The sequence below is a fragment of the Streptomyces sp. Q2 genome (assembly GCF_056820935.1).
The window spans coordinates 1-23,046 of sequence record NZ_JBXEJE010000004.1; the positions used below are offsets into that span (position 1 = coordinate 1).

The window sequence follows — 23,046 nt, forward strand, 5'->3', positions numbered from 1 at the left end:
AAGGAACGGACGCTTCCTTTGTACTCACCCTCTCGGGCTTTCCTCCGGGCTTCCCTTCGGTCTTGCGTTTCCGACTCTACCAGATCCTTTCGGACCCGATTCCCTGTCGGAAGGGATTGTCGTAATGCCTTGGCTTTCGCCTGTCGGTCTTTCGACATTCACTACGTTAACCGATCCCTCCCGCCAACTCATAATCGAGTCCGCGAGATCCGAATTCGAGCATGCGTGCATGCCGAATCGGCCCCTGTTGAGGGGAGAGTCGTAGGTAGTGGTGTGGCCGCTCCGGCTGCAGGCGATCGCCGTACCCGGTTCAGCGGCTCGGGCCACGTTACGCACCTTCGGAGGGCGAGTCAACTTCGGCGGCGCCTGGGCACGTGGGCCCGATAGGGGCTCACCGTCGGGTCGTTGGCGATCCAGAAGCGCCAGGGGTGGACGCCCCCGTCGCCGGCCACTCCGGTGCGTGGACCGTTGCTCACCTGGTCGCGGGGCGCTGGCGTCCCGGCCAGGACCCGCAGGGGTGTGTCTCCTGCCGCGCACGCGTCCGTGCCGTCCAGTGCGCGGTCCACATCCAGGGCCGTGGCCAGGCGGGCCGGGCCTTTGGCCAGTTCCTTGTCGTTACGGGCCGAGAGTCGACGTTTGCGGGCCAGCTCCGCGCCCTCGACGATCTCGCCGGCGCGGAGGAGGACGGCGCTCGACTCCCCCTCCGGACCGCACACCAGGTTCATGCAGAACCACATGCCGTAGGTGAAGTAGACGTACACATGGCCGGGCGGGCCGAACATCACGCCGTTGCGGGCCGTGCGGCCGCGATAGGCGTGGGAGCCGGGGTCGTTCTGGCCGTCGTAGGCCTCGACCTCCGTGAGACGCAGGGCGATCGGACCGTCCGGGGTGGTGCGTACGAGGATGCGGCCGAGGAGGTCGGGGGCGACGTCCAGTACGGGTCGGTCGAAGAACTCTCTGGGCAGGGGCGTACGGTCGGGGGTCGCGATCATGCCGTCCGAGGGTAGTGCAGACAGGTGGGTGCGTCGGGGTGGTCAGGGGGCCTGCGCCTTGCCAGGGTGAGAGTCCGGAACCGGGCGTGGCCGGATCGCGTTTGTATGGATCAAGGACCCGCGCGCGTGGAGCGCCGGAAGCAGGACGACGGAACCGACGGAACAGGCGGTGCCCGAGGGGCCGCCTGAAGAGGGAGAAACATGGCGTTCAAGAAGCTGCTCGCGAGCCTGGGTGCCGGCGGGGCTTCCGTGGAGACGGTGCTGACCGAGGTCAACGTCGTTCCGGGCGGTGTCGTCCAGGGCGAGGTGCGGATCCAGGGCGGGTCCGTCGATCAGCAGATCGAGGCTCTCTCGGTCGGGCTGCAGGCCAAGGTCGAGGTCGAGAGCGGCGACCAGGAGTACAAGCAGGACATCGAGTTCACGAAGCAGCGGCTCGGCGGTGCCTTCGAGCTGAAGGCGAACGCCGTGCACGTGGTGCCGTTCGGGCTGGAGATCCCGTGGGAGACGCCGATCACGATGATCGACGGTCGCGCGCTGCCCGCGATGCACATCGGGGTGACCACGGAGCTGGAGATCGCGCGCGCGGTGGACTCGGGTGACCTCGACCCGGTCAACGTGCACCCGCTGCCGGCGCAGAAGGCGATTCTGGACGCCTTCATCCAGCTGGGCTTCCGGTTCAAGAACGCGGACATGGAGCGCGGTCTCATCCGGGGTACACGGCAGAAGCTGCCGTTCTACCAGGAGATCGAGTTCCTGCCGCCGCAGCAGTACCGGGGACTGAACCAGGTGGAGTTGAGCTTCGTCGCCGACCAGAGCGCGATGGACGTCGTTCTGGAGATGGACAAGAAGCCGGGTCTGTTCAGCGAGAGCAGCGACACCTTCCGCTCGTTCCAGGTGGGTCTGCACGACTACCAGGGCACGGACTGGGTGGCGTACCTCAACCAGTGGCTGTCCGAGGTCGGCAGCAAGCGCAACTGGTTCTAGGCTCGGAAGCACTGACTCCAGAACCGATCAGGAGGTATCGAGGTGACCGAGCTCAAGCGGCGGCCGCTCCCCCATGACTTCCACCCGCCCGTCCCGTCGTTCACGGTGACGAGCGAGGACGTCGCGGAGGGTGCGACGCTCAAGGACGCTCAGGTCCAGGCGGCCGGCAACACCTCGCCGCAGCTGCGGTGGGAGGGCTTCCCGGCCGAGACCAGGAGTTTCGCCGTGACCTGCTACGACCCCGATGCTCCGACGGGCAGCGGGTTCTGGCACTGGGTCCTGTTCGACATCCCGGCCTCGGTGACCGAGTTGCCGGTGGGTGCGGGCGGCGGCAAGTTCGAAGGACTGCCGGAGGGTGCCGTACACGCGCGGAACGACTACGGAACGAAGGAGTTCGGTGGTGCCGCGCCGCCACCCGGGGACGGGCCGCACCGGTACGTCTTCACGGTGTACGCGGTGGACCAGGACAAGCTGGGTCCGGACTCGGACGCCAGCCCGGCCGTCGTGGGCTTCAACCTGCGCTTCCACACGCTGGCGCGGGCGCAGTTGATCGGTGAGTACGAGGTGCCCGCCGAAGACTGACGTTCAGGAACGTTTGCCCGCCTCTGGTCTTGGAAGTGATCAGGGGCGGGCATTTTTTATTGCGTTGTCCATCTCGGCGTGCCCGGCCAGAGTTGATCCAGCCCGCCACAGGGGTGGGCCGGTGCGCACGGGAGGTGGGCTGACATGCGGGACACGCTGGTACTGAACGCGAGCTTCGAGCCGCTGTCGACGGTGACGTTGAACCGAGCCGTCGTTCTGGTGCTTCAGGACAAGGCCGTCGTCGAGCAGTCCCACCCCGAACTGCGCATGCGCGGAGCCGCGGTCGACATACCGGCGCCCCGGGTGATCAGGCTGTGCAGGTACGTACGGGTGCCCTTCCGAAGACAAGCCCCGTGGTCGAGGCGGGGTGTCCTGGTACGTGACCGGCACCGGTGCGCGTACTGCGGCAGGCGGGCGACGACCGTGGACCACGTGGTGCCGCGGTCGCAGGGTGGTCAGGACACCTGGCTGAACACGGTGGCCTCGTGCGCGCAGGACAACCACCGCAAGGCGAACCGGACTCCGGAGGAGGCTGGCATGCCGCTGTTGCGGCTGCCGTTCGAGCCGACCCCGGCGGACGCGATGCTGCTGTCGCTGGGCCACGAGGACTTCGGGGCACTGCCGAGATGGCTGGCTCAGCCGGCGGCCTAGTCGAGGCGCCGCGCCCTTACATGGATCTGGGGCCCACCTCCGTCGGGAGGCGGGCCCCGGTCTCGTACGACGGCTGTCAGTCGATCGACGGCTTCTCGCGGCGTTCCGTGCCCGAGCCACCGCCGTTGCCGTTGCCGGAGTTGCCTCCGCCGCCCGAACCGCCGCCGAAGTTGCCGAAGTTGCCCATGGCGCCGGACAAACCCTTGAGGGCGTCGCCGATTTCGCTGGGGACGATCCAGAGCTTGTTGGCGTCGCCTTCGGCGATCTTCGGGAGCATCTGGAGGTACTGGTAGGAGAGGAGCTTCTGGTCCGGGTCACCGGCGTGGATGGCCTCGAAGACCGTACGGACGGCCTGGGCCTCGCCCTCGGCGCGCAGGGCGGCGGCCTTGGCCTCACCCTCGGCGCGCAGGATCTGGGACTGCTTCTCACCCTCGGCGGTGAGGATGGCGGCCTGGCGCGTACCTTCCGCGGTGAGGATCGCGGCGCGCTTGTCACGGTCGGCGCGCATCTGCTTCTCCATCGAGTCCTGGATGGAGGTCGGCGGCTCGATCGCCTTGAGTTCGACGCGGTTGACGCGGATGCCCCACTTGCCGGTTGCCTCGTCGAGGACGCCGCGCAGGGCCGCGTTGATCTCCTCACGGGAGGTGAGGGTCCGCTCCAGGTCCATGCCGCCGATGATGTTGCGGAGGGTGGTGACGGTGAGTTGCTCGATCGCCTGGATGTAGCTGGCGACTTCGTAGGTCGCGGCCCGGGCGTCGGTCACCTGGTAGTAGATGACGGTGTCGATGTTCACGACCAGGTTGTCCTGGGTGATCACCGGCTGGGGCGGGAACGGTACGACCTGTTCGCGCAGGTCGATGCGGTTGCGGATGGTGTCGATGAACGGAACGACGATGTTGAGGCCCGCGTTGAGTGTCCGCGTGTAGCGCCCGAAGCGCTCCACGATGGCTGCGCTCGCCTGCGGGATGACCTGGATCGTCTTGATCAGGGCGATGAAGACCAACACCACCAGGATGATCAGGACGATGATGACCGGTTCCATCGTGCTACCCGTACCCTTCTCCGCCTCGGTGCTTTCGGAAGATCTTATGTCTGTTGAAGATCTTGCTGGTCGAGTCTGTCAGACCGTCGGGTACCTCGTGGGGTGTTCGGTTCAGTTACGTCATGCCTGTGTTCTGCGAGGTCACATGACGATCGCTGTTGCACCCTCGATCTCCACGACGTCCACTTCCTCGCCCACTTCGAAGGCCTGGCCGGTGGCAAGGGATCGGGCGGACCAGACTTCTCCGGCAAGCTTGATCCGGCCGCCGGTGCCGTCGACGCGCTCCAGCACGACGGCCTGTCTGCCTTTCAACGCGTCCACACCGGTGGCGAGTTGGGGTCGCTGCGAGCCGTGCCGGGCGGCGATGGGCCGTACGACGGCGATCAGGGCGACCGATACGGCGGCGAAGACGAGTACTTGGACGGTGACGCCCCCGCCGACCGCGGCCGTGACCGCCGCGGCGGCTGCGCCCACCGCGAGCATGCCGAACTCCGGCATCGCGGTCACCACGAGCGGGATTCCGAGCGCTACCGCGCCGACGAGCCACCACACCCATGCGTCGATGTCGTTCACATGGTCATGGTAGGTCCGGGAGTACTGCCTCCGACAGAGCGCCGGAGCTGCGGAAGAGGCTTCTTACCCAGGGAGTTCGCGAAATCAGGCCATCGGGAGACCCTGTGCGGTCCAGCGCTCGCCGACCTGTTCGACGACGAGCGGCAGGCCGAAGCAGAGGGAGAGGTTGCGGGAACTGAGTTCGAGCTCCAGGGGGCCGGCGGCGAGGACCTTGCCCTGACGGATCATCAGGACGTGGGTGAAGCCGGGGGCGATCTCCTCGACGTGGTGGGTGACCATGAGCATCGAGGGGGCGATCGGGTCGCGCGCGAGGCGGCCGAGACGGCGTACGAGGTCCTCGCGGCCGCCGAGGTCGAGGCCGGCGGCGGGCTCGTCGAGGAGCAGCAGCTCGGGGTCGGTCATCAGGGCGCGGGCGATCAGGGTGCGCTTGCGCTCGCCCTCGGAGAGGGTGCCGAACTTGCGGTCCAGGTACTCGCTCATGCCGAGGCGGTCGAGGAAGGCGCGGGCCCGCTGTTCGTCGATCTCCTCGTACTCCTCCTGCCAGCCTGCGGTCATGCCGTAGGCAGCGGTGAGCACGGTCTGCAGGACGGTCTGGCGCTTGGGCAGCTTGTCGGCCATGGCGATGCCGGCCATTCCGATGCGCGGGCGCAGTTCGAAGACGTCGGTGCCGGGCCTGCCGAGGGTCTCGCCGAGGATGGTGGCGGTGCCCTGGCTGGGGTAGAGGTAGCTGGACGCGACGTTCAGGAGGGTGGTCTTGCCGGCGCCGTTCGGTCCGAGGATGACCCAGCGCTCGCCCTCCTTCACCGACCAGGAGACCTGGTCCACCAGAGCCCGGCCCTCCCGGACCACGGATACGTCCTGAAGCTCCAGAACATCGCTCATGAGCGCGTTGTCTCCCCTTGCAGTGTGGCCGGTCTCGGCTGTCGCGTTCGCCAGTGGCTCGTCCGCCGCGCCGGTGGGCGCAGCCCTCAAGGAAATCTACGCCACCGGTCGGCCGCTCCATTCCATCGGTCCGGTCCTTAGGGTGGAGGCATGCTTTCGGAACCACGCTCTGGACAGCTTGCCGCTTGGGGAAATGCCCTGTTGGCCGGACTTGTCTCGCCGGACGACGCCGTACTCGCGATCGTCGGCGAGGACGCGGTGCACCGGGTGGAGGGACTCCCCGGTGAGCCGGCGCCCGTCGGTCTCACACTCGCGCTGGGGCGGCTGCGGTCGCTCGGCGTCACGGGGCTGCGGGTCGCGCTGCCCGCGCCCGGGCACCCGCTGGGGCTGAGCGGGCCGCCGGAGTTCAACGCGCAGGCGTTGGAGGCCGGGGAGGCTGTGATCTGTCACGGCGCCGCGCTCGGGTTGGTGCCCGAGATTTCCGAGGCCGGGCCCCACGGCGATGTCCATGTCGAGGTCGTGTGGCACTGCCTGGCCGTGCGGGAGGCGCCGCCGGCCGATGTGCCGTCGCTCGGGGAGGCCGAGCGGGAGCTGGCGGAGGCGCTGCGGGATGCGACCGAGGTGCTGACGCGACTGGACGTCGCCGGGTCGGGGCCGGTGGCCGAGGCCGCGATCGACGCGTATCGGGCGCGGGCCGAACGGTGGCGGGAGGTGCTGGCGCCGGGGTATCCGCCGCGGGCGGTGCGGGTGCTGGAGCTGGCGCAGCGGGTGGCGTTGCTGGTGTCGCTGGCGTCCGAGAACGGCCACGGGGGTGCGGTGAGCTCCGGCGAGATGGCGGCGCGGTCCGAGGCGCTGCGACCGGTGGAACGGACGGCCCGGCGGGCGCAGGTGGCCGCGTACAACGCGTATGTGGAGGAGCGGGAGCGGGGCGTTCGCTGAGCGCGGCGGGTGCGTGTGCGCAGGTGACCGGCGGGGGTGCTCGGGGTTCCGGCTCTGACGTGGGACTCCCGCTGCGGCTGCCGCTCCGGCTCCGGCTCCGGCCGGTACGAAAAGGCCCCGCGAGTCGTCGTTGACTCGCGGGGCCTTTTCGTCGGCCGTGTGATGTCAGTCGTTCTCGCACTCGTTGCCGAACGTGGGGTTCAGCAGCGCGATGACGTTGACGGTGTTGCCGCAGACGTTCACCGGGACGTGGACGGGGACCTGGACCATGCCCGAGCCGACGCCCGGCGACTTGACGGCCGTGCCGTTGGCACCCGCGTCGCCGACCGCCGGCGCCCGGCGGAGGCGCCGGCGGCGCTACCGGCGACGGTGAGGGCCATAGCGGCCTTCATGGCGATGTTCATAAGAAGCGTTCCTCCTGCGATTGCGTGTCCGACCCGGCCGCGGGTCGTGCGCTGGTCAACGCGGGAGAGATCGGGAACGGCACGGAGATTCGAGGCCAACGGCCCGTTCGGATCATCCGGGCGACAAACAGACCGGCCTCCCGGGGAACCACCCCGAGAGGCCGAAGTCATGACCTGTTCGACGACTGGCGTCAGTGGTTGATGCCCAGGTTGCCGAAGGCGGGGTTCAGCACACCGATGACGTTCACGCTGTTGCCGACCGCGTTCACCGGGACGTGCACCGGGGCCTGGACGAGGTTGCCCGAGACGACGCCCGGCGAGCCCACGGCCTTGCCGTCGGCGTGCGCGCCGTCGGTGGCGGAAGCCATTCCGGCACCGGCGACGATCAGCCCGCCGGCCACCATCGTCACGGCCGCTGCCTTCTTCAGGTTCTTCACTTCTGACCCCTCCTAGCGATTGCCGCGGCAGTCGCCGCAGCACGCACTGGAGAACGGCGGAGGTCCGCAAAGGATGCGCCATCCGGGGGACATTCCCACGACGGTATGAATCTCATTCCGGAACGGAACGCTCCGTATTGCCGTGCGGAGAGCATGTCAGCCGGTCAGGCCATGGCGTACGGCCCACAGGGCGGCCTGGGTGCGGTCCGACAGGTCGAGCTTCATCAGGATGTTCGAAACGTGCGTCTTGACGGTCTTCTCGGAGAGGACCAGCGCGCGGGCGATCTCGCGGTTGGAGCGGCCGTCCGCTATCAGCGCGAGCACCTCGCGCTCCCGCTCGGTGAGCGAACCGCCCCGGCCCTGGCCGGAGTTGCTCTCCTCCTGGGACAGCAGGGCGCCCGCGACCTCGGGCTGGAGCAGGATGTGTCCGGCGTGGACGGAGCGGATGGCGCCGGCCAGGGCGTCGGGGTCGACGTCCTTGTAGACGTATCCCGCGGCCCCCGCGCGCAGGGCCGGGACGACCGTGCGCTGTTCGGTGAAGCTGGTGACGATCAGCACGCGCGCGGGGTTGTTCAGTTCGCGGAGCTTGCGCAGCGCGTCGACGCCGTCCATGCCCGGCATCTTGACGTCCATGAGGACGACGTGGGGTTTCAGTTCCTCGGCGAGGGCGACGCCTTCGGAGCCGTCGGCCGCTTCGCCCACGACCTCGATGTCGTCCTGTACTTCGAGGAACGTGCGCAGGCCCCGGCGGACCACTTGGTGGTCATCGACGAGCAGCACCTTGATTGCGTCAGCCACCGGGGACCTCCAGCTCGATCGTGGTGCCCTTGCCGGGCGCCGATTCCACGGACAGTGCGCCGCCGACCCCGCTCGCCCGATCCCGCATGGAGACCAGGCCCAGGTGGCGTCCCGCGCGGCGTATCCGCTGGGGGTCGAAGCCGCTGCCGTCGTCGGTCACCCGCAGGACGGCTCCGCCACCGCGCCGGTCCAGGGTCACGTCGACGTGCTCGGCGCCCGAGTGCCGCAGGGCGTTGTGCAGGGCCTCCTGGGCGACGCGCAGCACCGCCTCCTCCTGAGCGGCGGGCAGGGCGCGAACCCCGCGGCCGACGAAGGTCACGCGCGCGGTGTGGGCGCGGTCCAGGACGTGGATGTGGGTGCGGAGGGTCGCGACGAGACCGTCCTCGTCGAGTGCCGCGGGGCGCAGCTCGACCACTGCCGCGCGCAGTTCGTCGGCGGCCTCGGCGGCGAGGACGGCGACCTGGTGCAGCTCGCCCTTGGCGCGGGACGGGTCCCGGTCGACCAGGGCGGCGGCGGCCTGGGCGGTCAGACGCAGGGAGAACAGCTTCTGACTGACCGCGTCGTGCAGTTCGTGGGCGAGCCGGGAGCGCTCCTCGGCGATCGTGAGCTCGCGGCTGCGTTCGTAGAGGCGGGCGTTGGTGAGGGCGATCGCGGCGTGCTGGGCGAGGATCGACAGGAGCTGCTCGTCGTCCTCGGTGAAGCCGCAGCTGCCTTCCGGCTTCGGACAGTTCTTGTTGGCCAGGAACAGGGCGCCGATGACCTCGTCGCCGTCACGGATCGGCAGGCCCAGGAAGTCGGACATGTCGGGGTGGGCGGACGGCCAGCCCTCGAAGCGGGGGTCCTTGCGCACGTCGGCGAGGCGCTCGGGCCTGGCCTCGTGCAGCATCGCGGCGAGGATGCCGTGCTGGCGCGGGAGGGGGCCGATGGCCCGCCACTGCTCCTCGCTCACGCCGTCGACCACGAACTGGGCGAAGCCGCCGTGGTCGTCGGGCACGCCCAGGGCGGCGTACTGCGCGTCGAGCAGCTCACGGGCCGAGGCGACGATCGTCTTGAGGACGTCGCGCACCTCGAGATGCCTGCTCATGGCCAGCAGCGCGGTGCTGACCGCGGCGAGGCCGAACCGGGGGCCTTGACTCATGCCCTCACGGTACCGGCGGGGTGTGACAGTCCGTATCCGACCTGTGGCGGCCGCCTCCTAGGCCGCGAGACCTAGGGCGAAGGGCCTCACCGCATTGCGGCCCGCGTCCGAGGCGGCGGCCACGGCCCGGTTCCTACGTTGGGGGCACGCCCATCAGGAGGCGTCGAGGACGAGGGGACGTGTGTCATGCCGGTAGCGATCATCACGGGGGCCTCGAAGGGACTGGGGCGGGCGCTGGCCGACGCCCTGGCCGCGCGGGGCTGGGATCTGGTGCTCGACGCCAGAGGCGCCCAGGCCCTCACGGAGGCGGCGCAGGCCGTCTCCGGGCACGGGACGAGGGTGACGGCCCTCCCGGGGGACGTCACGGACGCCGGGCACCGGAGCGAGCTGGTGGCGGCGGCGTGGAAGCTCGGCGGGGTCGAACTGCTGGTGAACAACGCGAGTGCGCTGGGCGCCGAGCCGCTGGTACGGCTGGAGAACCTGCCCATAGAAGGGCTGCGGCGGGCACTGGAGGTCAATGTGGTGGCCCCGCTGGGGCTCGTCCAGGAGGCGCTGCCGCTGTTGCGGGCGTCCGAGGCGGGCACGGTCATCGCGGTCAGCTCGGACGCTGCCGCCGAGGCGTACGAGACCTGGGGAGGCTACGGGGCGTCCAAGGCCGCCCTGGACCACCTGGCGGCGGTGCTGGGAGAGGAGGAGCCGGAGCTGCGGGTCTGGGCGGTCGACCCCGGCGACATGGCGACGGACCTGTACGCGTCCGCCGTACCGCAGGACAGGGATCCGCGGCCGGAGCCGGCAGGAGTGGTCCCGGCGTTCCTGCGGCTGCTGGAGGAGCGGCCCGCGAGCGGGCGCTACACGGCTCCCGCTCTGCTGGAGGAGCGATGACGCTGGCGGTGCATGTTCCGAAGGAGCTGTCGGCACGTGTGCCGGCGGAGCAACGGGGGCCCGGGCTCGACCGGGACGCCGTACGACTGCTCGTGTCACGCGGGACCGAGGTGTCGCACCACGCGTTCGGGGAACTCCCCCGGTTGCTGCGGGCCGGGGACCTGCTCGTCGTGAACACCTCGCCCACGCTGGCGGCGGCCGTCGACGGGCGGATCGGGCACGCGCGTGTGGTGGTGCACTTCTCGACCCTCGGGGACGACCGACGGTGGGCCGTGGAGCTGCGGGATCCCGACGAGAAGGGAACCACGCGTGCGCGTGCGGGCGGGCCGGCGGGGACGCGGGTGCGGCTGCCCGGGGGTGGGCGGCTGGTCGTGGAAGAGCCGCTGAGTACACACGGTGGGCGGTTGTGGTGGGCGCGAGCGTCGGGGGCGGACATCCTCGGCGTGCTGCGGGAGCACGGGCGGCCCATCCGTTACTCCTATACGGAGCGGGACCAGCCGTTGTCCGTCTACCAGACGGTGTTCGCGCTGCCGTCGCCCGACGGGTCGGGCAGTGCGGAGATGCCGAGTGCGGCGCGGCCCTTCACCGCGCGGCTGGTGGCGGAGCTGGTGAGCCGGGGGGTGCAGTTCGCGCCGGTCACCTTGCACACCGGGGTGGCGTCGGCGGAGGCGCACGAGCCGCCGTATCCGGAGCGGTTCGCGGTGCCCGAGGCGTCGGCGCGGCTGATCAACGCCGTGAAGGCGGGCGACGGCAGGGTCGTGGCGGTGGGGACCACCGCCGTGCGGGCCGTGGAGTCGGCGGCGGGGCCGGACGGGGTCGTACGCGCGCGTGAAGGGTGGACCGATCTCGTGGTGACCCCGGAGCGCGGGGTGCGGGTGGTGGACGGGCTGCTGACCGGGCTGCACGAGCCGGAGGCCTCGCATGTGCTGATGCTGGAGGCGGTCGCCGGGCGGGCTGCGGTCGACCGCAGTTACGAGGAGGCGCTGCGCGGGCTCTACCTGTGGCACGAGTTCGGGGACGTGCACCTCATCCTGTCCGGGGAGGAGCCTCACGCAGAGCGTTGCGCCAGCAACTCTTGGTGAGACTGCCCCCTCCCCGATGTGAGCCCGCACATAGGGCGCAGATCACGTACTAACAGAAATAGGAGACAAACCCCTCCGTCGTGAACGGGGCAGACGTTCTGGTCTGTCCCGTTTTGCCCTTCCCTGATCCACTACCCGGCTTCGTACGTCACACCTTTGCCTGGGCATTTTGCGGCCGCTAAGAATGGCAACCGTCGCTCAGCGCCGTGGGTTCAGCCCGCGGCGTTTGTGCCGGAAGCACCCCGTCCTCACCGGACGTCGAGCGACCTCCGCGCTACTCGAAGAGGTCCCACGCATGCTCAAGAACATCAAGACTCGAAGTCGTGCCCTGACCCGGACGCACCGGATCGCCATCGCCGGTGTCGCCACCCTCGGTGCCGCGGCCGTGGCCTTCACCGCGGTTCCGAGCGGGCACACGACCACCTCCGAGGCGGCGGCCGTCTCGGTTCCGGTGGCCTACAAGTCCGAGCAGCTCAAGGGCCTCAAGTCGAATGTCACCGAGCAGCTCGCCGGTGACAGCCTGCAGAGCCAGGCCGCCGCGGCGAAGAAGAAGGCCGACGCGGCAGCCAAGGCCAAGGCCGACGCGGCAGCCAAGGTCAAGGCGGACGCGGCCGCGAAGAAGAAGGCCGCCGCCGCAGCCGCCGCCAAGAAGAAGGCCGAGCAGGCGCGCAAGGCGAAGGAGGCCGCGAGCCGGTCCACCCAGCGCGTCAAGTTCAAGACCGTCGCCGCCAAGAAGTACGCCAACAACCTCGACGGCTGGATCAGGGAATCCCTGGACATCATGAAGTCCAAGGGCATCCCGGGCTCGTACAGCGGCCTGCACCGGAACATCATCCGGGAGTCCTCCGGCAACCCGAACGCGATCAACAACTGGGACATCAACGCCATCAACGGCATCCCGTCGAAGGGCCTGCTCCAGGTCATCCCGCCGACCTTCCAGGCCTACCACGTCCCGGGCACGTCCTGGAACATCTACGACCCGGTCGCCAACATCACCGCCGCCTGCAACTACGCGGCCGACAAGTACGGCTCCATGGACAACGTCGACAGCGCGTACTGAGGTCGCGCGGACCTCTTCTACGCCGAAGGGCGGCACCCTCACCGGGGTGCCGCCCTTCACCGTCGTACGACAGTGATCACTTGCGCATGACCTCGGGCTCGTGGCGGCGCAGGAAGCGGGCCACGAAGAAGCCGCAGATCACGCCGAGGACGATCAGGGCGGCCATGTCCATGCCCCAGGCGCCGACGGTGTGCTCCCACAGCGGGTCGGTGTCACCGCCCTCCTTGGGCGGGCTGATCTTGTTGAAGTCCAGCGTGGCGCCCGCGGCGGCGACCGCCCAGCGGGACGGCATCAGGTACGAGAACTCGTTGACGCCGACCGCGCCGTTCAGGGTGAACAGGCAGCCGGTGAACACGACCTGGATGATCGCGAACATGACCAGCAGCGGCATGGTCTTCTCGGCCGTCTTCACCAGCGAGGAGATGACCAGGCCGAACATCATCGAGGCGAAGCCCAGCGCCATGATCGGGATGGAGAGTTCGATCATGGTGGAGCTGCCGAGGACCAGACCCTGCTCGGGGATCTCCCGGCTGGCGAACCCGATGACGCCGACCAGCAGGCCCTGGAACACGGTGATCAGGCCGAGCACGAACACCTTGGACATCAGGTACGCCGAGCGGGACAGGCCGGTGGCGCGCTCCCGCTCGTAGATGACCCGTTCCTTGATCAGCTCACGGACGGAGTTCGCGGCGCCGGCGAAGCAGGCGCCGACCGCGAGGATCAGCAGGACCGTGGTGGCCGTGCCGTTCGGGATGATCCGTCCGGTCTTCGGGTTGGCCGGGTTGGGCAGCAGGCTGTTGCCCGAGTCGATGAGCAGGCTCACCGCGCCCAGGACCGCCGGCAGGATCACCATCAGCGCCAGGAAGCCCTTGTCGGAGGCGATCACCGAGGTGTAGCGACGCACCAGAGTGACGAACTGGGACATCCAGCCCTGCGGCTTCGGCGGCCTCATCGCCTGCATCGGCGGCATCTGTACGGACTGCGGCGCTACGGCGTCGATGTCCGCGGCGTACATCTGGTAGTGCTGCGAGCCTTTCCAGCGTCCGGCCCAGTCGTAGTCGCGGTAGTTCTCGAAGGCGGAGAAGACGTCGGCCCAGGTGTCGTAGCCGAAGAAGTTCAGCGCCTCCTCCGGCGGACCGAAGTAGGCGACGCTGCCGCCGGGCGCCATCACGAGCAGTTTGTCGCAGATCGCCAGTTCGGCCACGGAGTGCGTGACGACGAGGACCGTACGGCCGTCGTCGGCGAGGCCGCGCAGCAGCTGCATGACGTCGCGGTCCATGCCCGGGTCCAGGCCGGAGGTCGGCTCGTCCAGGAAGATCAGCGACGGCTTGGTCAGCAGCTCCAGGGCCACCGAGACGCGCTTGCGCTGGCCACCGGAGAGGGAGGTGACCTTCTTCTCCTTGTGGATGTCCAGCTTGAGCTCGCGCAGCACCTCGCCGATCCGGGCGTCGCGCTCGGCGGCCGTGGTGTCGGCCGGGAAGCGCAGCTTGGCCGCGTACTTGAGGGCCTTCTTGACGGTCAGTTCCTTGTGCAGGATGTCGTCCTGCGGGACCAGACCGATGCGCTGGCGCAGCTCGGCGAACTGCTTGTACAGGTTCCGGTTGTCGTAGAGGACGTCACCCTGGTTGGCCGGGCGGTAGCCCGTGAGCGCCTTCAGAAGCGTCGACTTGCCGGAGCCGGAGGGGCCGATGACCGCGATCAGCGACTTCTCCGGGACGCCGAAGGAGACGTCCTTGAGGATCTGCTTGCCGCCGTCGACCGTGACGGTCAGGTGGCGGGCCGAGAAGGAGACCTCACCGGTGTCGACGAACTCCTCGAGACGGTCCCCGACCAGGCGGAACGTGGAGTGGCCGACGCCGACGATGTCGTTCGGGCCCAGCAGCTGGGTGCCACCCTTGGCGATCGGCTGACCGTTGACGTACGTGCCGTTGTGCGAGCCCAGGTCGCGGATCTCGAAGCGGCCGTCGGGCGTCGCGTGGAACTCCGCGTGGTTGCGGGAGACCTGGAGGTCGGAGACGACCAGGTCGTTCTCCAGGGCGCGGCCGATGCGCATGACGCGGCCGAGCGAGAACTGGTGGAACGTGGTCGGGCTGCGGTCGCCGTAGACCGGCGGCGCCCCCGCGCCACCACCGGGTGCCTTCTGCGCGTAGTTGTCCGCCGGGCCCTGCTGCGGCGGGACGTGCGGCGCGGCCTGCTGCGGCTGCTGCCAGCCGGACTGCGGGGCCTCCTGCTGCGGCGGGGCCTGCTGCGCCCAGCCGGCGCCCGCGCCCTGAGCCGCGTACGGCTGCTGCTCGGGCTGCGCCTGCGGCGAAGCCACGGCGGCCGCGGCACCGGACAGGTTGAGCAGCGGTCCGTCGGTCGCGTTGCCCAGGTGCACGGCCGAACCGGGACCGATCTCCAACTGGTGTATCCGCTGCCCCCCCACGAACGTGCCGTTGGTGCTGCCGTGGTCGTCGATGACCCAACTGCGGCCGTTCCAGCTGATCGTGGCGTGCCGCCACGACACTCTCGCGTCGTCGAGCACGACGTCCCCCTGCGGATCACGTCCGAGGGTGTATGGCCTGGACGGGTCGAGCGTCCAGGTCCGTCCATTCAATTCCAGTACGAGTTCCGGCACTCCATGCCCCACTGAGTAGTCCCCCGATGTACCCCCATCACAGGGAGTCTAGGGATGTCGAACATCGTCGGGAACTATTTCAGGCTCGGCCCCCTGACCGAAAGTCGGGCCTTGTGTAGAAGGCATAACGCCCGCTTCGGCTGTTTCCGTTGACGGGGTTGAAACCGGACCGGAGAGTGGTAATCCACGCGAGGGGGACACGCGCGGCGAGCGGGCCGTGCCGCGGATCGGGGGGTCTGCCATGAGTGCGTCCAGGAGCGTCGAGACCACGAAGCCCGGCACGAGGCTGCCCTGGGGCGACATCCTTCTGTCCGCGATCGCTTCTGTGAGCTGGGCGTTGATCGGGATGGCCGGCACGGCGGCGCTCGGCCTGCATCTGCTCGAAGCCGATACGGCGGGCTCGCTCGGGCCGATGACCGCGGCGGTGGTGGCTCTTGGGGCGGGTGGTTCTGTCACACCCTCCGGCGATGTGTCCGCGTTCGGCCTGACGGGCGCGGAGGCGGCGACCGCCGTCGAGATCACGCCACTGGGTGTGAGCCTGGTCGGTGCGCTGCTGCTGTCCTGGTTCTTCCTACGGTCCCTGCGCGCGGCCGGAGTTGTGATCGCACCCTCCGAACTCCTCGCGCGCGCGGGCACGGTGGTGGCCCTGTTCGTTGCCATGCTCGGCGGGCTGGCCTGGGCGGGACACGATGTCATCACGATCGACGGGAGCGCACTGGGGCTCGACGACCTGCCGGGCGGGGGCGGTGGCATCGAGATTCCCGGGGTGGGCGACATCGGGGACATCGGTGGGCTGCTGCCCGACCAGATCGGCGACCTCGTCGACGCGAAGGCGGCGGTCGGGTTCACCGTCGACACCGCGCCGACGCTGCTCGGCGGGCTCGGCTGGTCGGCCGGCATCCTGCTGATCGCCCTGCTGGCCTCGCGCCGAACCCCGCTTCCGCGCGGCTGGGAGGCCGTGCACCGAGTCGTACGGCCGGCCGCGTCCGCCCTGGTCACGGTCCTGCTGGTGGCGGTGGCGGCCGGGTTCGCGGCGGCGGGGTACGCGGCGATCGGCGACGACCATCCGAAGCGGATCGCGGGGGCGGCGCTGCTCGGGGCGCCGAACGGGGTGTGGCTGGGCATCCCGATCGGCCTGTTCGTGCCGTGGGACGGCCGGGCGACCGGCGAACTGACCCGCCTGCTGCCGGACCCCCTGGACGACCTCCTGGGCAGCGGCTCCGACGAGTCGGTCACGCTGGGACGCCTGGCGGAACTGGACGGGCGGGTGTGGCTGCTGGGGGTCGCGGCGGCACTGATGATGCTGCTGGCGGGGGTGCTCACAGCGGTGCGGACGCCGGTGGGGGTGGGTGTCGGGGGTGCCGGTGCCGGTGCCGGTGCGGCGAGGGCTGCGGGTTCGGCGGGGGGTGCGGGTGCAGTTTCTGCGGGTCCGGGTGGAGCGCCGCCTGCGGGTTCGGAATGGGCCTCGTCCGCGGGCGCGGTGCGGGCTGAGGGTTCGGGGGGAGCGTCGTCTGCAGGTTCGGGATGGGCCTCGTCCGCGGGCGCGGTGCGGGCTGAGGGTTCGGGATGGGCGGGGGCCGCGGGTTCGGCCGATGTACGAGATCCCGGTGCCCTCCGTTTCGCCGGGCGGTGTGCGCTGCGGCTGGGGATCGCCACGGCGCTGACCTTGCCGTTGCTGGCCTGGTTGACGCAGGTTTCCGTGGACGCCTCGCTGTCCGTGCTCGGATTCGACGCGTTCGGGGCGGGAGTCGACCTGCGCGGGCAGCTCGGCATGGCCCTGCTGCTGGGCGCCTTGTGGGGCGCGGGCGCTGGGGCCGCCGGCGCGCTGCTCGCCCACGCGACCGGGGCGGCGGGGCAACGGGCGACGCCGTTGGCACTGGGTGACGGGCGATGGGAGCCAGGGGCGGGGGGCGCCGGAGGCGCCGGGCATCCTCCGACGGGTGGGGTTGCCGGGTCTGGCCCGTACGAGCCGGAAGGCCCGTACGCCGGTGAGCCGGAAGGGCCGCATTCCGACGAGTCCGGGCCGTACGCCCCCAGCTCGCCCTACCGGCCGCCGAACCCGGCGACGAATCCGTATCTGCGGGTGCCGGACGAGTTGAGGGAACCGGAGGACGCCCGGCCGACCGACGAGCCGCGTCCGGCCGGGGGTCCGCCGTCGCCCGGCCCCGAGCCGCATCAGGCCGGGGGTCCACGGCCGTCCGCCGACGAGCCGCGCCGGGCCGGGGGGCCACCATCGCCCCGCGACGAGCCGCGCCGGGCCGGGGGCCCGCGATCACCCGGCGGCGAGCCGCATCAGGCCGGGGGTCCACGGCCGTCCGCCGACGAGCCGCGCCGGGCCGGGGGGCCACCATCGCCCCGCGACGAGCCGCGCCGGGCCGGGGGCCCGCGATCACCCGGCGGCGAGCCGCATCAGGCCGGGGGTCCACGGCCGTCCGCCGACGAGCCGCGCCGGGCCGGGGGGCCACCATCGCCCCGCGACGAGCCGCGCCGGGCCGGGGGCCCGCGATCACCCGGCGGCGAGCCGCATCAGGCCGGGGGTCCACGGCCGTCCGGCGACGAGCCGCGCCGGGCCGGGGGGCCACCATCGCCCCGCGACGAGCCGCGCCGGGCCGGGGGCCCGCGATCACCCGGCGGCGAGCCGCATCGGGCCGAGGGGCCGTCGTCCCGCGACGACGTGTACGGCGCCCCCACGGTCGCCCGGCCGATCGAGCCGCCCCCGCGGTGGCCCCGGAAGCCGCCCGGGCCGCGATCCGGGGAGCGGCCGCCCCCGTCACCTCCCCCACCTCCTCCTCCGCCGCCAGGAAGGCCTGAGGGGCGACAGTGATCCGTCCCCGTGGAGCGGCGTGCGGAGCCGTGTGCAGCGAAGACGTGGCCGGCGCGCAAGGCCGGCGCCACCCGCCCGTCACCCAGTGTTCCGTGTCCGTCAGGCGGACCTCGGGCGCGGAAGGCACTGCGTGCCGGATACGGTGGGAACACCATGAGCGCTTCGCAGACCTCGTCCTCTGACGTCCCCACCCTTCTCGTCAAGATCTTCGGGAAGGACAGGCCGGGCATCACGGCCGGACTCTTCGACACCCTTGCCGCCTACTCCGTCGACGTGGTCGACATCGAGCAGGTCGTCACCCGTGGCCGCATGGTGCTGTGCGCGCTGGTGACCGCGCCGCCCAGCGGGCTGGAGGGAGATCTGCGGGCCACCGTCCACAGCTGGGCCGAGTCGATCAAGATGCAGGCCGAGATCATCTCCGGCCTCGGCGACAACCGTCCGCGCGGCCTGGGGCGCTCCCTGGTCACCGTGCTCGGACATCCGCTGACGGCGGAGGCGACGGCGGCGGTCGCCGCGAGGATCACGAAGGTCGGCGGCAACATCGACCGTATCTTCCGGCTCGCCAAGTATCCGGTGACGGCGGTGGAGTTCGCGGTGTCCGGCGTGGAGACCGGGCCGCTGCGGACCGCCCTGATGACGGACGCGGCGGCGCTCGGCGTCGATGTCGCGGTCGTCGCGGCCGGACTGCACCGCCGCGCCCAGCGTCTGGTCGTCATGGACGTGGACTCGACGCTCATCCAGGACGAGGTCATCGAGCTCTTCGCCGCGCACGCCGGCTGCGAGGACGAGGTCGCCGAGGTGACGGCGGCCGCGATGCGCGGCGAGCTGGACTTCGAGCAGTCCCTGCACGCGCGCGTGGCGCTCCTCGAGGGACTGGACGCCTCGGTGGTGGACAAGGTGCGCAGCGAGGTACGGCTGACGCCGGGCGCGCGCACCCTGATCCGCACGCTGAAGCGGCTCGGTTACCAAGTGGGCGTCGTGTCGGGTGGATTCACGCAGGTCACCGACGATCTGAAGGAACGGCTCGGGCTCGACTTCGCCCAGGCAAACACGCTGGAGATCGTCGACGGGAAGCTGACGGGCAAGGTCACCGGCGAGATCGTGGACCGGGCCGGCAAGGCGCGGCTGCTGCGCCGGTTCGCCGCGGAGGCGGGCGTACCGCTGGCGCAGACCGTGGCGATCGGCGACGGCGCCAATGACCTGGACATGCTCAACGCGGCGGGTCTCGGGGTCGCCTTCAACGCCAAGCCTGTGGTGCGCCAGGCCGCGCACACCGCGGTGAACGTGCCGTTCCTGGACACGGTGCTGTACCTGCTCGGTGTCACCCGCGAAGAGGTCGAGGCGGCGGACACGCACGACAAGGACTGAGCCCGCCGCGACGGCGGGGGCGTCCGCGCGGACGGCGGTGAAAGGCCCGGTACCACCGCGGTACCGGGCCTTTCCGGGCGAAGACGCAGGTCAGTCGGAGGGCGCCCAGTAGTCGGCCAACGTGGCCGCACCGGGCTCCAGGGACTTCCAGGTGCCCTCGAAGGACAGTACGGCGAAGGCGGCGGCCGGGAAGCCACGGCTGTTCATCCGCTCGCGGGCGTCGCTCTCGTCCGCGCCGGCCAGGATGTCGGCGAGGCCCTGGATGCCGGGGTTGTGGCCGATGAGCACGACGTTCTGCGCGTCGTCGGGTGTCTCGTTCAGCAGGGCGATCAGCTCGCCGGGCGAGGCTTCGTAGACCCGCTCCTCGTAGACCGTCTTGGGTCGGTGGGGAAGCTCGTGGACGGCGAGCTTCCACGTCTCGCGGGTCCGGGTCGCGGTGGAGCACAGGGCCAGGTCGAAGGGGATGCCGGAGTCGGCCAGCTTGCGTCCGGCGACTGCGGCGTCCGTGCGGCCCCGCTCAGCGAGCGGCCGCTCGTGATCGGTCACCTGTGGCCAGTCGGCTTTCGCATGCCGGAAGAGGACAATCCTGCGGGGTTCTGCGACGCTCATGGGATCCAGCTTCGCACGAAACAGGCCATGTGGCGCAGGGAGTTGACCGGCGTCTCCGGCCGTGCTCAGCGGGCTATCAGCTGCTGTACGCGCTCGACGAGGTGACTCACGGCGGGGTCGCCGGACGCCGCGTGGGCGTCCGTCGGGTTCAGGATCAGCGCCAGGAGCACGAGGAAGGCGAGTGTCGGCAGCGCGAGGGCCCACCAGGGCAGCCGGATGTCGACGCCACCCCGGGATGCCGGGTGGGTCCGGGTGTGCGTAGGAGCCGGCATGGGTGCCTCCGCCGTCTTCGAGTGGTCCGTGCCCGCCTCTCGCGGTCACATCTCGAAGCTACGGACTCTCCGGCCTTCGTCCCATCCGGTGATCCACCCAGTTGACCCTGACACTCGCCCCCTAGGGGACAGGGGGGTTAGCCCCACCCTCGGCCCGCCGGACGAGCGCGCGGGGCACGGCTCACGGCGAGGCGATCGTCGCGATGATGGCGATGATCACGAAGATGGCGAAGAACGAGCCGAAGACGAGGAGCATCTTCTTCTGGCCGTTCTGGGGGTTCGGATCGAGCACTGGCATAGGGCAAGTCTCGCACCCGTCGCCCGCCACGACTCCTCGGGGGTGCGCGCTCCCGCACGGATCAGCGCGCCGCCTCGTCCTCCACCGTGCGGTCACGCCCCGCCAGGACGCCCACCAGCATCTGCGGGATCATCAGGCCGGCCATGAGGGCGATCGGCAGGCCCCAGCCACCGCTGTGCTGGTACAGCACGCCGACCAGGAGCGGTCCCGGGATCGAGATCAGATAGCCGGTGCTCTGCGCGAAGGCCGACAGCTGGGCGACGCCCGCGCCGGTCCTGGCCCGCATCCCGACCAGTGTGAGAGCCAGCGGGAAGGCACAGTTGGAGACACCGAGCAGGACGGCCCAGGCCCAGGCGCCGTCGGCCGGCGCGAAGTACAGGCCGGCGTATCCGGCGAGGCCGCAGACGCCGAGGGCGATCACGATCGGGCCCTGGTGCGGCAGCCGGGTGGCGATCCGCGGGATGACGAAGGCCAGCGGCACGCCCATCACCATCGTGACGGCGAGCAGCAGCCCTGCCGTGCCCGCGGACACGCCCGCGTCCCGGAAGATCTGTGCCATCCAGCCCATGGTGATGTAGGCGGCGGTGGCCTGGAGCCCGAAGAAGACGGCGAGCGCCCAGGCGGTACGGCTGCGGGTGATCCGCAGCGGGGCCTGCCCGCGCGCGGGGCCCGACTCGGCCGGCGCGGGGCCCCGGTCCCGGTCCCGGTCCCGTACGAGCGGGACCCACGGGAGCACGGCCGCCGCCGCCAGGATCGCCCACACGGCGAGTCCGGACTGCCAGCTCCCCCCGAGCGCCCGCGTCATCGGCACGGTCACCGCGGCTGCGGCCGAGGTGCCGAGGGCGAGGGCCATCGAGTAGAGGCCGGTCATGGAACCGACCCGGTCGGGGAACCAGCGCTTGACGATGACCGGCATCAGGACGTTGCTGACCGCGATGCCCATCAGGGCGAGGGCGCTGCCCGTCAGGAATCCGGCCGTACCGACCGTCTCGCCCGCGTAGGGCCGTATGAGCAGGCCCGCGGCGATGGCCGCCATGCCCGCGCACACCACCGCGCCCGGTCCGAAGCGGCGGGCGAGCCTGGGGGCCATGACGCCGAAGACGGCGAAACAGAGCGGGGGCACGGAGGTGAGCAGTCCGGCCGCGCTGCCGCTCATGCCGAGACCGTCGCGGACCTCTTCGAGGAGGGCTCCCAGGCTGGTGATGGCGGGGCGGAGGTTGAGGGCCGACAGCACGATGCCGACGACGACCAGGCGCGTCGCCCACGCGCGCGTGAGGGCTCCTGTGGGGCCCGCGGCCTCCTGGGGGTCGGTACTGCTCGAACTGTGTACGGTCGCGGACTTCGTCGTCCGGGTTTCCTCACTCGCCATGAGGCCCATCATAGAATCATGGGATGATTGGTTGTCCATCCCCGGGCCGTTCGCTCCGGCCCCGTCCGTGCGAAGGTGTGCCATGCCCCTGAGCCATCCCCGCCGGTCGGCACTGTCCGAGCAGGTCATCGCCGCTCTACGCAACCAGATCGCCTCCGGCGAGTGGCCGGTCGGCGCCCGGATCCCCACCGAGCCCGAGCTGGTCGAGCAGCTCGGCGTCGCCCGCAACACCGTCCGCGAGGCCGTCCGCGCGCTCGCGCACAACGGTCTGCTGGACATCCGTCAGGGCTCCGGCACGTACGTCGTGGCGACGAGTGAGCTGGCCGGCGTGATGCACCGCCGTTTCGCCGACGCCGACCCCCGGCACATCGCCGAGCTGCGTTCCACGCTGGAGTCGTCCGCCGCCAGGCTGGCCGCCGAGCGGCGCACGGAGAAGGACCTCAAGCAGCTGGACGCGCTCCTCGTGCGACGCGAGGAGGCGTGGGAGTCGGGCGACACCGAGGCGTTCGTGACGGCGGACGCGACCTTCCACCTGGCGGTGGTGGCCGCCTCCCACAACGACGTGATGACGGCGATGTACGCCGACCTGGGCGAGGTGCTGCGGGACTGGCTGCGCGAGGACGTCGGCGAGGAGCTGACGCCGGAGACGCACATGGACCACGCGCGGCTGGTCGACGCGATCCGCACGGGCGACGCGGCGGCCGCCGCCCGGGAGGCCGCGAGCTATCCGTTCCTGTGCCGCCCCGGCCGGTTCAGCGCTCCTTCCGGTGGCTGACCCACACCGAGCGGACCTCCTTCCAGCAGCGGCCGGTCAGGCGCACGGTCTGCGCGGGCCCGGCCTCGACCGAGGCGCCGTCGGTGTCGACGTCCCACCAGCGCTCGCACTCGATGTGCAGGCTGACGCGATCGGGCTGCGGATACGGGTTGTGGCAGTACGCGATCACATGGGAGCCGCTCACCCTGCTGCGGCACGCGGCACCGAACGGCTCCGGTGAGGCGGCCTCCACGCGCGCGTGCGACATCGCGTCGTACGACACGAACAGCACGAGACAGACGGCTACGGTCGCTGAGGCCAGGCTGCGGGACAGGCGCACAAGGGGACCTCCTCGGCCGTGCCGGGCAGGGGAGCGTGTGGTGAACGCGTACTCCAGAGTGCCCAGTTGCCGGTCCTGCCCGCCCGGCCGGGTAGGCCGAACGAGTGAGGGGTGGGGGGGCCGGGGGGCGGAGAGACCCGCGCCCCACC

The 23,046-nt window shown here is 70.7% G+C and carries 23 protein-coding genes and 1 pseudogene; 10 read left to right on the top strand and 14 right to left on the bottom strand.

The genetic code is table 11. The features are described 5' to 3' along the window. Positions 1-350 precede the first annotated feature (350 nt). Complete coding sequence (locus ACWBNA_RS05820; protein WP_482703000.1) at positions 351-992, bottom strand: DNA-3-methyladenine glycosylase; 642 nt, start codon at positions 990-992, stop codon at positions 351-353. Between the two features lie 201 nt (positions 993-1,193). Here ACWBNA_RS05820 and ACWBNA_RS05825 point away from each other — a divergent pair, with 201 nt between their 5' ends. The 3 genes from ACWBNA_RS05825 (at position 1,194) to ACWBNA_RS05835 (ending at position 3,209) form a co-directional block, all read left to right on the top strand. Further along, on the top strand, positions 1,194-1,976 hold the full coding sequence (locus tag ACWBNA_RS05825) for a sporulation protein (protein ID WP_383876283.1): 783 nt from the start codon (positions 1,194-1,196) through the stop codon (positions 1,974-1,976). Between the two features lie 42 nt (positions 1,977-2,018). Beyond that, complete coding sequence (locus tag ACWBNA_RS05830; protein WP_482703002.1) at positions 2,019-2,558, top strand: YbhB/YbcL family Raf kinase inhibitor-like protein; 540 nt, start codon at positions 2,019-2,021, stop codon at positions 2,556-2,558. Between the two features lie 144 nt (positions 2,559-2,702). Further along, positions 2,703-3,209 (top strand): HNH endonuclease, encoded by a 507-nt coding sequence (locus tag ACWBNA_RS05835; protein ID WP_482703004.1) that lies wholly within the window; start codon positions 2,703-2,705, stop codon positions 3,207-3,209. 76 nt (positions 3,210-3,285) lie between these two features. On the opposite strand, the gene ACWBNA_RS05840 is transcribed toward ACWBNA_RS05835, so the two are convergent. The 3 genes from ACWBNA_RS05840 to ACWBNA_RS05850 form a co-directional block, all read right to left on the bottom strand. Continuing rightward, positions 3,286-4,251, bottom strand: a complete 966-nt coding sequence (locus ACWBNA_RS05840; RefSeq protein ID WP_482703006.1) for an SPFH domain-containing protein — start codon at positions 4,249-4,251, stop codon at positions 3,286-3,288. 141 nt (positions 4,252-4,392) lie between these two features. Then, a complete protein-coding gene (locus ACWBNA_RS05845; RefSeq protein ID WP_482703008.1) occupies positions 4,393-4,824 on the bottom strand; it encodes an NfeD family protein in 432 nt (143 codons plus the stop codon). An 84-nt stretch (positions 4,825-4,908) separates the two neighbouring features. Beyond that, positions 4,909-5,706, bottom strand: a complete 798-nt coding sequence (locus tag ACWBNA_RS05850; protein ID WP_482703011.1) for an ABC transporter ATP-binding protein — start codon at positions 5,704-5,706, stop codon at positions 4,909-4,911. A gap of 150 nt (positions 5,707-5,856) precedes the next feature. On the opposite strand from ACWBNA_RS05850, the gene ACWBNA_RS05855 reads away from it, so the two are divergent. Beyond that, positions 5,857-6,645 carry a hypothetical protein gene (locus tag ACWBNA_RS05855; protein ID WP_482703013.1) on the top strand — a complete coding sequence of 263 codons (789 nt, stop codon included), beginning with the start codon at positions 5,857-5,859 and terminating at the stop codon, positions 6,643-6,645. Positions 6,646-6,810: 165 nt separating this feature from the next. Here the strand turns inward: ACWBNA_RS05855 and ACWBNA_RS05860 are convergent. The 4 genes and pseudogenes from ACWBNA_RS05860 to ACWBNA_RS05875 form a co-directional block, all read right to left on the bottom strand. Then, positions 6,811-6,918: pseudogene (locus ACWBNA_RS05860) on the bottom strand (chaplin); the annotation flags it as partial. A gap of 322 nt (positions 6,919-7,240) precedes the next feature. Beyond that, positions 7,241-7,486, bottom strand: a complete 246-nt coding sequence (gene chpE / locus ACWBNA_RS05865) for a chaplin ChpE (RefSeq protein ID WP_482703015.1) — start codon at positions 7,484-7,486, stop codon at positions 7,241-7,243. A 156-nt stretch (positions 7,487-7,642) separates the two neighbouring features. Further along, positions 7,643-8,284, bottom strand: coding sequence for a response regulator (locus ACWBNA_RS05870; RefSeq protein ID WP_482703017.1), 642 nt, complete (start codon positions 8,282-8,284; stop codon positions 7,643-7,645). Then, positions 8,277-9,422 (bottom strand): GAF domain-containing sensor histidine kinase, encoded by a 1,146-nt coding sequence (locus ACWBNA_RS05875; RefSeq protein WP_482703018.1) that lies wholly within the window; start codon positions 9,420-9,422, stop codon positions 8,277-8,279. The genes ACWBNA_RS05870 and ACWBNA_RS05875 overlap by 8 nt, the downstream gene beginning before the upstream one ends. Before the next feature lie 186 nt (positions 9,423-9,608). Between ACWBNA_RS05875 and ACWBNA_RS05880 the strand changes: the two genes are divergently transcribed. The 3 genes from ACWBNA_RS05880 (at position 9,609) to ACWBNA_RS05890 (ending at position 12,446) form a co-directional block, all read left to right on the top strand. Further along, a complete protein-coding gene (locus tag ACWBNA_RS05880) occupies positions 9,609-10,304 on the top strand; it encodes an SDR family NAD(P)-dependent oxidoreductase (RefSeq protein ID WP_482703020.1) in 696 nt (231 codons plus the stop codon). Beyond that, complete coding sequence (locus ACWBNA_RS05885) at positions 10,301-11,386, top strand: S-adenosylmethionine:tRNA ribosyltransferase-isomerase (protein WP_482703021.1); 1,086 nt, start codon at positions 10,301-10,303, stop codon at positions 11,384-11,386. Before ACWBNA_RS05880 ends, ACWBNA_RS05885 begins: the two co-directional genes overlap by 4 nt. A gap of 295 nt (positions 11,387-11,681) precedes the next feature. Continuing rightward, on the top strand, positions 11,682-12,446 hold the full coding sequence (locus tag ACWBNA_RS05890; RefSeq protein WP_482703023.1) for a transglycosylase SLT domain-containing protein: 765 nt from the start codon (positions 11,682-11,684) through the stop codon (positions 12,444-12,446). 76 nt (positions 12,447-12,522) lie between these two features. Here the strand turns inward: ACWBNA_RS05890 and ACWBNA_RS05895 are convergent, their stop codons facing one another. Beyond that, entirely contained in the window at positions 12,523-15,063 is a 2,541-nt protein-coding gene (locus tag ACWBNA_RS05895) for an ABC transporter ATP-binding protein/permease (RefSeq protein ID WP_482703024.1), read from the bottom strand. A 241-nt stretch (positions 15,064-15,304) separates the two neighbouring features. On the opposite strand from ACWBNA_RS05895, the gene ACWBNA_RS05900 reads away from it, so the two are divergent. Both ACWBNA_RS05900 and serB read left to right on the top strand, forming a co-directional pair. After that, the gene (locus ACWBNA_RS05900; protein ID WP_482703026.1) at positions 15,305-17,887 is read left to right on the top strand and encodes a streptophobe family protein; all 2,583 of its coding nucleotides are present in this window, start codon (positions 15,305-15,307) and stop codon (positions 17,885-17,887) included. Between the two features lie 153 nt (positions 17,888-18,040). Further along, positions 18,041-19,255 (top strand): phosphoserine phosphatase SerB, encoded by a 1,215-nt coding sequence (gene serB, locus ACWBNA_RS05905; RefSeq protein ID WP_217235846.1) that lies wholly within the window; start codon positions 18,041-18,043, stop codon positions 19,253-19,255. A 90-nt stretch (positions 19,256-19,345) separates the two neighbouring features. On the opposite strand, the gene ACWBNA_RS05910 is transcribed toward serB, so the two are convergent. From ACWBNA_RS05910 to ACWBNA_RS05925, 4 genes are all read right to left on the bottom strand, one after another. Beyond that, entirely contained in the window at positions 19,346-19,864 is a 519-nt protein-coding gene (locus tag ACWBNA_RS05910; RefSeq protein ID WP_482703029.1) for a SixA phosphatase family protein, read from the bottom strand. Positions 19,865-19,929: 65 nt separating this feature from the next. Further along, the gene (locus ACWBNA_RS05915; protein WP_482703031.1) at positions 19,930-20,136 is read right to left on the bottom strand and encodes a hypothetical protein; all 207 of its coding nucleotides are present in this window, start codon (positions 20,134-20,136) and stop codon (positions 19,930-19,932) included. Between the two features lie 181 nt (positions 20,137-20,317). Beyond that, on the bottom strand, positions 20,318-20,434 hold the full coding sequence (locus ACWBNA_RS05920) for an SGM_5486 family transporter-associated protein (protein WP_086023195.1): 117 nt from the start codon (positions 20,432-20,434) through the stop codon (positions 20,318-20,320). Between the two features lie 61 nt (positions 20,435-20,495). Then, positions 20,496-21,815: a CynX/NimT family MFS transporter gene (locus ACWBNA_RS05925; RefSeq protein ID WP_482703033.1), complete on the bottom strand. Its 1,320-nt coding sequence runs from the start codon at positions 21,813-21,815 to the stop codon at positions 20,496-20,498. A gap of 70 nt (positions 21,816-21,885) precedes the next feature. Between ACWBNA_RS05925 and ACWBNA_RS05930 the strand changes: the two genes are divergently transcribed. After that, a complete protein-coding gene (locus ACWBNA_RS05930) occupies positions 21,886-22,578 on the top strand; it encodes a FadR/GntR family transcriptional regulator (protein ID WP_482703034.1) in 693 nt (230 codons plus the stop codon). Here ACWBNA_RS05930 and ACWBNA_RS05935 read toward each other — a convergent pair. Next, positions 22,556-22,897, bottom strand: a complete 342-nt coding sequence (locus ACWBNA_RS05935; RefSeq protein WP_482703036.1) for a hypothetical protein — start codon at positions 22,895-22,897, stop codon at positions 22,556-22,558. The genes ACWBNA_RS05930 and ACWBNA_RS05935 overlap by 23 nt on opposite strands. Between the last annotated feature and the right edge of the window lie 149 nt (positions 22,898-23,046).

What these genes read in the sequence shown, in the direction of transcription:
- serB (WP_217235846.1), top strand. Translation starts at nt 18,041, where the DNA reads ATGAGCGCTTCGCAGACCTCGTCCTCTGACGTCCCCACCCTTCTCGTC.
- ACWBNA_RS05820 (WP_482703000.1), bottom strand. Translation starts at nt 992, where the DNA reads ATGATCGCGACCCCCGACCGTACGCCCCTGCCCAGAGAGTTCTTCGAC.
- ACWBNA_RS05885 (WP_482703021.1), top strand. Translation starts at nt 10,301, where the DNA reads ATGACGCTGGCGGTGCATGTTCCGAAGGAGCTGTCGGCACGTGTGCCG.
- ACWBNA_RS05835 (WP_482703004.1), top strand. Translation starts at nt 2,703, where the DNA reads ATGCGGGACACGCTGGTACTGAACGCGAGCTTCGAGCCGCTGTCGACG.
- ACWBNA_RS05920 (WP_086023195.1), bottom strand. Translation starts at nt 20,434, where the DNA reads ATGCCAGTGCTCGATCCGAACCCCCAGAACGGCCAGAAGAAGATGCTC.
- ACWBNA_RS05900 (WP_482703026.1), top strand. Translation starts at nt 15,305, where the DNA reads ATGAGTGCGTCCAGGAGCGTCGAGACCACGAAGCCCGGCACGAGGCTG.
- ACWBNA_RS05890 (WP_482703023.1), top strand. Translation starts at nt 11,682, where the DNA reads ATGCTCAAGAACATCAAGACTCGAAGTCGTGCCCTGACCCGGACGCAC.
- ACWBNA_RS05880 (WP_482703020.1), top strand. Translation starts at nt 9,609, where the DNA reads ATGCCGGTAGCGATCATCACGGGGGCCTCGAAGGGACTGGGGCGGGCG.
- ACWBNA_RS05925 (WP_482703033.1), bottom strand. Translation starts at nt 21,815, where the DNA reads ATGATGGGCCTCATGGCGAGTGAGGAAACCCGGACGACGAAGTCCGCG.
- ACWBNA_RS05875 (WP_482703018.1), bottom strand. Translation starts at nt 9,422, where the DNA reads ATGAGTCAAGGCCCCCGGTTCGGCCTCGCCGCGGTCAGCACCGCGCTG.
- ACWBNA_RS05915 (WP_482703031.1), bottom strand. Translation starts at nt 20,136, where the DNA reads ATGCCGGCTCCTACGCACACCCGGACCCACCCGGCATCCCGGGGTGGC.
- ACWBNA_RS05825 (WP_383876283.1), top strand. Translation starts at nt 1,194, where the DNA reads ATGGCGTTCAAGAAGCTGCTCGCGAGCCTGGGTGCCGGCGGGGCTTCC.
- ACWBNA_RS05930 (WP_482703034.1), top strand. Translation starts at nt 21,886, where the DNA reads ATGCCCCTGAGCCATCCCCGCCGGTCGGCACTGTCCGAGCAGGTCATC.
- ACWBNA_RS05910 (WP_482703029.1), bottom strand. Translation starts at nt 19,864, where the DNA reads ATGAGCGTCGCAGAACCCCGCAGGATTGTCCTCTTCCGGCATGCGAAA.
- ACWBNA_RS05850 (WP_482703011.1), bottom strand. Translation starts at nt 5,706, where the DNA reads ATGAGCGATGTTCTGGAGCTTCAGGACGTATCCGTGGTCCGGGAGGGC.
- ACWBNA_RS05855 (WP_482703013.1), top strand. Translation starts at nt 5,857, where the DNA reads ATGCTTTCGGAACCACGCTCTGGACAGCTTGCCGCTTGGGGAAATGCC.
- ACWBNA_RS05840 (WP_482703006.1), bottom strand. Translation starts at nt 4,251, where the DNA reads ATGGAACCGGTCATCATCGTCCTGATCATCCTGGTGGTGTTGGTCTTC.